This window comes from Caballeronia sp. LZ028 (assembly GCF_031451415.1).
In the GTDB taxonomy this organism is placed as follows: domain Bacteria; phylum Pseudomonadota; class Gammaproteobacteria; order Burkholderiales; family Burkholderiaceae; genus Caballeronia; species Caballeronia zhejiangensis.
This window is the reverse complement of record NZ_JARUXN010000044.1, coordinates 1-806: the sequence shown is the minus strand read 5'-3', so window position 1 is coordinate 806 and position 806 is coordinate 1. Positions and strand designations below refer to the sequence as shown.

The 806-nt window shown below is 60.0% G+C and carries 1 pseudogene; it reads right to left on the bottom strand.

Going from position 1 to position 806, the window contains the following annotated elements:
* Positions 1-761 (bottom strand): annotated as a pseudogene (locus tag QCE58_RS33990) (IS3-like element ISBcen22 family transposase); the annotation flags it as partial.
* Positions 762-806: the final 45 nt, after the last annotated feature.

Below are 806 nucleotides of genomic sequence, written 5' to 3'. Positions count from 1 at the left end.
CAGCACTGACACGACGTCCTCGGCACGCAAGCGCTTGCCTACTTCAATGGCCAGCGCTTCACGGCTAAAGATGTCCACGACCGTCAGGGCGCGCAAGCGGGTGCCGTCGGCTAACTGGTCCGCCACAAAGTCCAGACTCCAGACTTCATTGGGACGAACCGGCACGCAACGCTCGCGGCGCGATACCACCATCTTGCGGCGCTTGGGTAGCTTCGAACGCAGTTGAAGCTGCTCTTCGGCGTAGAGCCGATAGACCCGATTACGGCTCACACGCCAACCTTCACGCTTGAGCAGCACGTGCACGCGCCGGTAGCCATATCGAACGCGCGTCTGCGCAATCTCGCGCATGCGTTGACGCAGTGCCGTTTGCGGGTCCTTGACGCTGCGATAGTAGTGGGTACTGCGAGCTTGCTTGACCAGCCGGCACGCCCGCTGCGTCGGAAGACCGTAGTGATCCACGATGTAGCTCACTGCCTGTCTCTTCAGCGCGGGCGCGGCCACTTTTTTGTGGCGATATCCTGCAGGATGGCCTTGTCCAGACTCAGTTCCGCAACTAGCTTCTTGAGCCGCTCGTTCTCATCCTGGAGTTGCTTCAGTTCGCGGACCTGGTTCGACTCCAGACCCGCGTACTGCTTCTTCCATCGGTAATACGTCTGCTCCGATATCCCGAGCTGCCGAACCAGATCCGCCACCGGCATGCCCAGCTCAGCCTGCTTGAGCGCGGCCACGATCTGCTCCACCGAATATTGCTTGCGCTTCATCGCCAACCTCCCGTTCCTATTGGGAAAATTGCCTCCGAAACACTA